At 37.6% G+C, this 7,036-nt stretch carries 8 protein-coding genes and 1 pseudogene; 7 read left to right on the forward strand and 2 right to left on the reverse strand.

Annotated features, from left to right (window positions below; translation table 11 throughout):
• Positions 1 to 235: 235 nt before the first annotated feature.
• On the reverse strand, positions 236 to 1,432 hold the full coding sequence (locus tag ACFPB1_RS04600; RefSeq protein ID WP_208847105.1) for a tyrosine-type recombinase/integrase: 1,197 nt from the start codon (positions 1,430 to 1,432) through the stop codon (positions 236 to 238).
• A gap of 807 nt (positions 1,433 to 2,239) precedes the next feature.
• A pseudogene (locus tag ACFPB1_RS04605) lies at positions 2,240 to 2,470 on the reverse strand (helix-turn-helix domain-containing protein); the annotation flags it as partial.
• A 237-nt stretch (positions 2,471 to 2,707) separates the two neighbouring features.
• Between ACFPB1_RS04605 and ACFPB1_RS04610 the strand changes: the two are divergent.
• The 7 genes from ACFPB1_RS04610 (at position 2,708) to ACFPB1_RS04640 (ending at position 6,913) form a co-directional block, all read left to right on the forward strand.
• Complete coding sequence (locus tag ACFPB1_RS04610; protein WP_208847107.1) at positions 2,708 to 2,920, forward strand: helix-turn-helix domain-containing protein; 213 nt, start codon at positions 2,708 to 2,710, stop codon at positions 2,918 to 2,920.
• Between the two features lie 33 nt (positions 2,921 to 2,953).
• Positions 2,954 to 3,295 (forward strand): helix-turn-helix domain-containing protein, encoded by a 342-nt coding sequence (locus tag ACFPB1_RS04615; RefSeq protein WP_208847108.1) that lies wholly within the window; start codon positions 2,954 to 2,956, stop codon positions 3,293 to 3,295.
• Positions 3,296 to 3,700: 405 nt separating this feature from the next.
• Complete coding sequence (locus tag ACFPB1_RS04620) at positions 3,701 to 4,486, forward strand: hypothetical protein (RefSeq protein ID WP_208847109.1); 786 nt, start codon at positions 3,701 to 3,703, stop codon at positions 4,484 to 4,486.
• Positions 4,386 to 5,315, forward strand: coding sequence for a DnaA ATPase domain-containing protein (locus tag ACFPB1_RS04625; RefSeq protein WP_208847110.1), 930 nt, complete (start codon positions 4,386 to 4,388; stop codon positions 5,313 to 5,315). The genes ACFPB1_RS04620 and ACFPB1_RS04625 overlap by 101 nt, the downstream gene beginning before the upstream one ends.
• The gene (locus ACFPB1_RS04630) at positions 5,312 to 5,677 is read left to right on the forward strand and encodes a hypothetical protein (RefSeq protein ID WP_208847111.1); all 366 of its coding nucleotides are present in this window, start codon (positions 5,312 to 5,314) and stop codon (positions 5,675 to 5,677) included. The genes ACFPB1_RS04625 and ACFPB1_RS04630 overlap by 4 nt, the downstream gene beginning before the upstream one ends.
• Positions 5,674 to 6,042: a hypothetical protein gene (locus ACFPB1_RS04635; RefSeq protein WP_208847112.1), complete on the forward strand. Its 369-nt coding sequence runs from the start codon at positions 5,674 to 5,676 to the stop codon at positions 6,040 to 6,042. Before ACFPB1_RS04630 ends, ACFPB1_RS04635 begins: the two co-directional genes overlap by 4 nt.
• A 412-nt stretch (positions 6,043 to 6,454) precedes the next feature.
• A complete protein-coding gene (locus tag ACFPB1_RS04640; RefSeq protein ID WP_240545974.1) occupies positions 6,455 to 6,913 on the forward strand; it encodes an NUDIX domain-containing protein in 459 nt (152 codons plus the stop codon).
• Positions 6,914 to 7,036 lie beyond the last annotated feature (123 nt).

Below are 7,036 nucleotides of genomic sequence, written 5' to 3' on the forward strand. Positions count from 1 at the left end.
AAAGGCAACGGGCTTTTGATTCCTTCGCTTATTCGCATAAAGGGGTAAAAAAAATCCGGGGCCCTTCTTTCGAAGGGCCCCTTTCATGGGAGATGTGTGTTTTCATTTCTGTTGATTGCCGATATATTCTTTAGAACCTTGATAAATATGGGTTTCTGAAGTAACTGAGTCTGTATATTTGGGTGTTGTCGGCATATGTATTGTGTATTAAGTCATCAATTTGTCATCAACCTAGTCATCGAAATTCTTGTTTTGCTTTTTTTGATTTTGCTGATAATAAGGCATCAAAAGTATCTGCTGCAGCCCTATCAGCAGACTCAATAACATGACCATAAACATTCATAGTAGTGGAGATTTTTGAGTGCCCAAGTCGATTCGAAATGATTTTCGCGTGAATTCCTTGATTGATTAGTAAAGTTGCAGATGTATGTCTTAAATCATGAAATCGTATATATTTCATTCCTGGAATGCGCTTAATATATTCTCTCCAGTTATCGCTAATTGTTTTCGGGTAGAGTGGTACACCGTTTTCACTCGCAAATAAGAAATAGTATTCCCCACCTTTCCAAGGCACTTCTGAGTTTGATCTGACTTTCATCATATGGGCTTGATAAGCTTTAAGTTCAGATACTAGGGAAGTGGGGATAACGATTCTTCTGAATGAGCTTTTTCTTTTTGGGCCCTTTATTATAGGGAGACCATTTTTAAACATAGGTATAGTTTGCTTAATATCGATAGTTCCATTTTCTAAATCAATATGCTTCCATTCTAATCCAAGAATTTCCGCTCTTCTCATTCCAGTTGTAAGAGCTAAAGTAATAATTACTCTCAAACGAATACTTTCTGTTTGGAGAGAGGTTAGTAAAGATAAAACCTCATCTTCGTTATATACAGACATCTCTTGAGGCGTTTCTTTTGGTTTGGAAACACCTTCCATCGGATTTTGAGGAATAACCTTCCACTCTTGAGCTTTTATAAAAATGCTTCTAAGGACGCGGAAAATATACACACGTGTAGCTGCTCCAACATTGTTTTCAGCAAGTTCATTTAGAAAATCGACTATATGCATAGTCTTTATCTTTTCAATTGATTTTTCCCCGAAATAAGGCTTTATACGTTTATTTGCATGATAAGAATAATTGAAGGCTGTTGTCTCTTCAAGATTTTTGTTTACAAATTTATCAATCCATATATCAATAAATTTTGATACACTCATTTTTTCAGGGGTTATATACTGACCAGACTCTATAAGCATTTTGAACTTTAATAATTCTTCATTCAAATATGCATTTAATTTCTTTGGCGACTTCAATAATTGTGAATCATCTACTTTTACAGTTTGTGTTCTTCGAATTCGCTTGCCAGAAGAGTCTGTACCTACCTCAACGTACATATACCACGAATTTTTCCCGCGTTTCTGAAACGATGCCACCTAGACTCCCCCTTATCTTGTGTCATCTTGTACCATAAAGCTTAGTGTCCGTAATAAATGCTGCTTCTGATCTTCATTTAGAATTATATTGTGATACATAATTGAACCTTCTTTTAACCATTTTTCAAGATCGAGAGTATATTTTTTTGAACTTGGATTGTCGATTGCATTTGCTTTATATCTGAATCCAATTAACCTGAGAGGATTTAGGATTTTGTCGACTATCTTACTGTCACTTTTTACTATCGATTTTAAGGATCTAGGTAAGCCTTGAGGCGTAATTTCGATCTGATCTCGAATCTCTGGAGCTACTTCAAAAAGGATATCGTCAATTTCTTCCTTTACGACTGGGAAGAATCTAGATTCATCAAACGAGATATAGGGGATGATATCGTCTAACCACAAATCAACAATGATGTCATAATCAGCTTCATCATTCTCACTTTTGGTATTGTTTCTAAACGGACGAATCTTATTTAATTGTACATTGGCTAAGTTCAAATATTTTAGAGAAATAGTCCTCAAGTTTTCAGGTACTTGCCCATTTCCTTGTGATCGGTTCATCGAAATCAAAACTCGTTTATTGATACGTTCCATACCATAAATTGCATTCTCAATATATCCTTGCAATTCCAGGTATTTATTAAATTTTGTTTCTACATCAATGTTTGGGTTGTTTTCAATAAAACTATCAATTTCTATAACGCGCTTTAACATATTTTCTGTTTCATCTAAAAACTCCGATGATATTAATGCGTCGCTTCTGGCTTTATCTATATATTGCTTACCAGTTTCAATTATTGTATTTATGTCCTTTTTATCAGGCAAATAACCAGCTTCATTCATAAGCACTTCGTATTCAACCTTTAAAGCATCTGCAATTTTCCGGATCGTTTCAGGTTTTGGAATTCCACGCAACCCGTTTTCTATCCTTGAAATTTGCGAATTGCTGATCCCCGATTCTTCTGCCAATTGATTGATACTCATGTTTCTTGATAACCGTAGTTCTTTAAGGTAATCCCCGAAACTGTTCTCCATTATTTTGTACTCCTCCCGTTATATCTTTACCTAAAGGCATAATATCATTTTTGTTGCCATTTGGCAAAATGAAAAATGATGAATGAGATAGCAATAGCAAGTATATGTGAGAGAACATATGTTTTTATCAAGAAAATCATCTATTAGTCAATTTTACCTTTTGGCTAATCGGATTTATATTATTGCCATAAGGTAATGTTGCCTTATGGTAACAAAGTGGAGAGGAGGTTAAGGGGTATGAGGCTAAATTTAAACATAGAAACCATTAGGCAAATTATGGAGCAGAAAGGCTGGGATGAAAAGAAATTAGCAGCCGAAATTGGTGTCTCGCGGACGCAAGTATACCGTGTCTTTCGTGGTCAAAGAGCGCCTGGTAATGAGTTTATTGCAGGCCTAATCAGCGTTTTTAAAAGTACAAGTCTAAAGAAGTTGTTTCATTTAAATAAATAATTGCCAAAAGGTATCAGGAAGGGAGAAAGATTCATGCAATTTGAAAAAGAAACATCTGATTTTTTTAAATCAATTAAACAGAAGCTGATCGAAGAAATTCGAGGGGAGCTTCTGCCGATCATTTACACCGAAGTGTACCATCATTGTCTAACGGTTCCAGATGCTGCACGCTATACTGGCCTCTCTGAAGATACGATTTATACTCTCTGTAAACAAAAGCAAATACCCCATTACAGGGGTGGGGCTGCAAATTCAAAAAAACCAAAAATATTTTTCCGAGCTGGAAGTTTGGATAAGTGGATGCATGAACAAGAAAAAGAAAATTGTATCGGATGGGGAGAGGGAGCGGTACAAAATGAACCGATGCTCAAATAATGAAATTAAAAGTAACGTTAAGATCGTCATCCAAAAAGTTGGAGTTCGTACCGCAATAAAGACATTTGTAAACTTAGCTCGGACAGATTCAGAAATGAAATCTGTCGAAAAGCTGGAAGTGATATTTGGCATGATGACATACGTTGCAGAAATTTGCTCTGAGAGGATGATTCAAACTCTTGGAGAACGGACTTACGTGTTTCCAATATGCACGAAATCAGGTTCTTGTTGTGGTGTGAGGATCATGCGTGGGAAATTCTTTTACGACATAGTTGAGGAAATCGAAAAAAGTTGGGTTGCCCCTACTGCGAATAGAGGCAACCTGCAAAGTAAATCATTATTGTTCAACCTTAATTGTAGTTGAAGTATATCAATTATTCAACGACTTGAAATGAGGAAGTGAGGATGGAAGGTTGGATTAAGCTTCATAGAAAAATTAGGGAAAATCCAATTTTTAATGATCTTCAGCTATATAGATTGTGGAGCATTTGTTTACTTGAAGCGAGTCATAAAAAGCATCAACAACCAGTCGGAAGACAAACAGTTTCACTCAGTCCAGGACAATTTGTAACAGGTAGATTCGACCTTCATGGCATGTATAACAGAGGATTAAAGCGAAGCGACCAAGTTGCGGAGTATACGGTGTGGAGATGGTTACAGACCTTAGAAAGGCATGGTTTAGTGAGCATCAATTCGAGCAACAAATTCTCCATTGTTACCGTGGTTAATTGGTCTTTTTACCAAAATGACGAGCAACAGAATGAGCAGTCATTTGAGCAATCGATGAGCAACAAACGATCAACAAATGAGCAGCTAGTGAGCACAAACAAGAATGTAAAGAATGATAAGAATGAAAAGAATGGTAAGAAAAAAGAGATAAAGAAGTATTTTTCTGAATTCGTCTCATTAACTGAAGCAGAATATCAGAAGCTTTGTGAAGCGGAAGGAGAAGATTTTACTAAGCGGTGTATTAGCACACTGGATAACTATAAGGGAGCTTCAGGCAGAGTGTATAAGAGCGATTACCGGGCCGTTCTCAATTGGGTCATAGATCGTGTACGTCAAGATGAGTTGAAGGGAGCCAAGCACCATGAAGAAAATCGAATGGCCGAACGAAGGAGAAAAGATAGCAAGAATGCTGGCGAACCGTATCGAGCAGATGAAGATCCATACGCAGACCTCTACAACTAAAGAGCAAAGCTTATATAAATGTTCGATATGCTCGGACAATGAAGTGATTTATCAATTTACTGATGAAACCAAAACTTATATCTCAAGCATGGAGCCATGTAGCTGCGTTAAAGAAAGACGATTTAAAGAGTTTAATCCTTCAGAGGATTTTACTAATAAGGAATTGCGCCACACTTTCAAAAACGCATTGATTGATGATGACAACATGAAGCAATTCGAAGCGGCAATTTCATTCATTCGGAATCTGGATGCTCATATCAATAACGGCACATGGCTTTACGTTTTCGGTGACGAACTCAGAGCTGATTATTTAAGCAAGCAAGTCAAAGAAGCACAAAGGGCGGAATCCTTGAACAAGCAAGTAAAAGAGATGTCCGCATTCGGTACAGGTAAAACATTTCTCATGCAGTGTATAGCCAATGCTCTGGCACATCGAAAACAACCTGGAATTTTCGTGAACGAAGAGCGGTTGTTCGGGGACATTAAAGCTACATATGAACGAAAGAACGTTGAAAGTGAAAGGGAAGTTTTACATCGTTATTATCAGGTGCCTATCCTTATGATCGATGATATTTTTTCGGCTCAATACACAGAATGGGCCGAAGGTAAATTGTTTGGCATTTTGGATGAGCGGTGGAGGAAGAAGCGAATAACCATTTTTTCGAGCAATTACGCTGTAGGTAGGATTAAAAGCCGGCTGCCATTCAATGGCGGGAAGATTTCTAGCCGTATCACCGGTCAATCCGAATTTATTGAAATGGTTGGGCCGGATCGGCGGCGTTCCATTGATCGTGATTATATCTGGAAGAGGGGAATCGAAACGGAATGATGACTTACGAGGTAACTAAAGTTGAATACAACAAAATGAAATCTATTTTGGAGACTATCCCGAAAACGAAGGCCTTTGTTAAAGATTTCGAAAAACATGAACTTCCTGAGAATCTTCAAACAATACCCGCTTATGTTGAAATGAGTCGCTTACTTGAATTGGTTGAAAGAGCAATTGAATTGATACTGGACGAGGACATCAAACGGCTACTAACCCATAGGTACTTAAAAGGCCAATCTTATGCTCAGACCATGTTGTTCTTTAGTGGGCTTGCTTACACCGAGAGAACATTGCTTCGCAAGATAACTGAAGGTATTAACGATATAGCAAGATCGTTTAAAATGTGGGGTGAATTAGCATGACTAAAACGCTTGAAGTTTCGAAGGCAGAATATCGCCAAATGAAAATAACTTTGGAGCAGTATCGGAAAAACAAATCCTTATTAGGTTTTTTTGAAGCGCATTGTGAGAACAATTCTGCTGAATACGAGAAACTTAATAAGAAAGTTCAAATGATTGAAAGCTTAATCGATTTGATCGGAGATGAAGAGATTAAGAAAATCATAGCTTTCAGGTATCTTAAAGGGCAGCCTCACAAAATTACTGTTTTACATTTTGCGGGCATGTATTCTGACTCAACCATTGATAGGCGAATAATAACTGGAATTACAGAACTGATAATCGCGGCGAAGGTCACAGGAAATTTTGAGTTCTTAATCTCTAGTTGAACATATTGCGGGTATGTGCAACTCGTTCTAAAAAAAAAGGAAAAGATCAATATTCCTAAGCGTTTGCGAAGTCGAGCGAGTTGAACAGAATGTCCGGTATGGCCAACCCAATCTCCTAGAAAATGGAGTAATTGAACGAGTGGAACTTACGTCTCATTCGCTCAATTACTCATTTGCAGGATAGGTGAAATTCATTTTCTGAAATCGGCTCAAACCCAGTATTCCCAAGCGTTTGGCGATATGCCGCGAATTTCACAAAATATAAGATATGTGTAATTCGTTCTTCAAAAATTACTCTGCCTGGATAGGTGGGAATATTGTAAAATTAAAGGGTGGCATTAAACTAACGGGCAGATTTGCTTAATAGTCTCCTGTAACATTATGGTACAATTTGAGGGAAGGAGGGCTCGAATTGACAGCTATTATTAATAAAGATGGCTACGAGTTTGTAGAGTGCATCTCATTGAATGAACACGAACTAAATCATTACTCACCGCTGGCAGGTTCATACGCCGTAGTTCGATTCGATAGTAAGTATCTGATTTGTTTTAATACACTGAGAAAACAGTGGGAAGTACCTGCTGGAGGAAGAGATGGCAATGAAACGACGAAGGAATGTGCGATTCGGGAGCTTTATGAGGAAACAGGGCAGGTCGTTAAGGATATGGAGCTTAGGGGCTTACTGAAAGTTAGAAAACCAGATGGAACAATGAAGTATAACCCAATTTATTATGCAGAATTAGATAAGGTAGTTCCGTTTAAAGAAAATGATGAAACAGACAAAATTTTATTTTGGAATTTTACCGATAATGTAGGTTATATCGATGAAGTTGACGAGGCAGTCCTTAGATGGTGTAAGGCATTACGCTAAACATTCCTGTTGAGCCTAAGAAATGGGCTTTGTAAAAAAGGGAGCGCCTCAGTATGATGGGTTTGTCGACAACACATCAAGGAGGCGCTCCTACTATGAAGTTTAAGCAATCAGACGTACAAA

Source organism: Paenibacillus sp. GCM10023250 (assembly GCF_042653205.1).
Classification (GTDB): Bacteria; Bacillota; Bacilli; order Paenibacillales; family Paenibacillaceae; genus Paenibacillus_Z.

Excerpts from the sequence above, each read along its gene's own strand:
- ACFPB1_RS04625 (WP_208847110.1), top strand. The coding sequence starts at position 4,386 with ATGAAGAAAATCGAATGGCCGAACGAAGGAGAAAAGATAGCAAGAATG.
- ACFPB1_RS04630 (WP_208847111.1), top strand. The coding sequence starts at position 5,312 with ATGATGACTTACGAGGTAACTAAAGTTGAATACAACAAAATGAAATCT.
- ACFPB1_RS04635 (WP_208847112.1), top strand. The coding sequence starts at position 5,674 with ATGACTAAAACGCTTGAAGTTTCGAAGGCAGAATATCGCCAAATGAAA.
- ACFPB1_RS04610 (WP_208847107.1), top strand. The coding sequence starts at position 2,708 with ATGAGGCTAAATTTAAACATAGAAACCATTAGGCAAATTATGGAGCAG.
- ACFPB1_RS04620 (WP_208847109.1), top strand. The coding sequence starts at position 3,701 with ATGGAAGGTTGGATTAAGCTTCATAGAAAAATTAGGGAAAATCCAATT.
- ACFPB1_RS04615 (WP_208847108.1), top strand. The coding sequence starts at position 2,954 with ATGCAATTTGAAAAAGAAACATCTGATTTTTTTAAATCAATTAAACAG.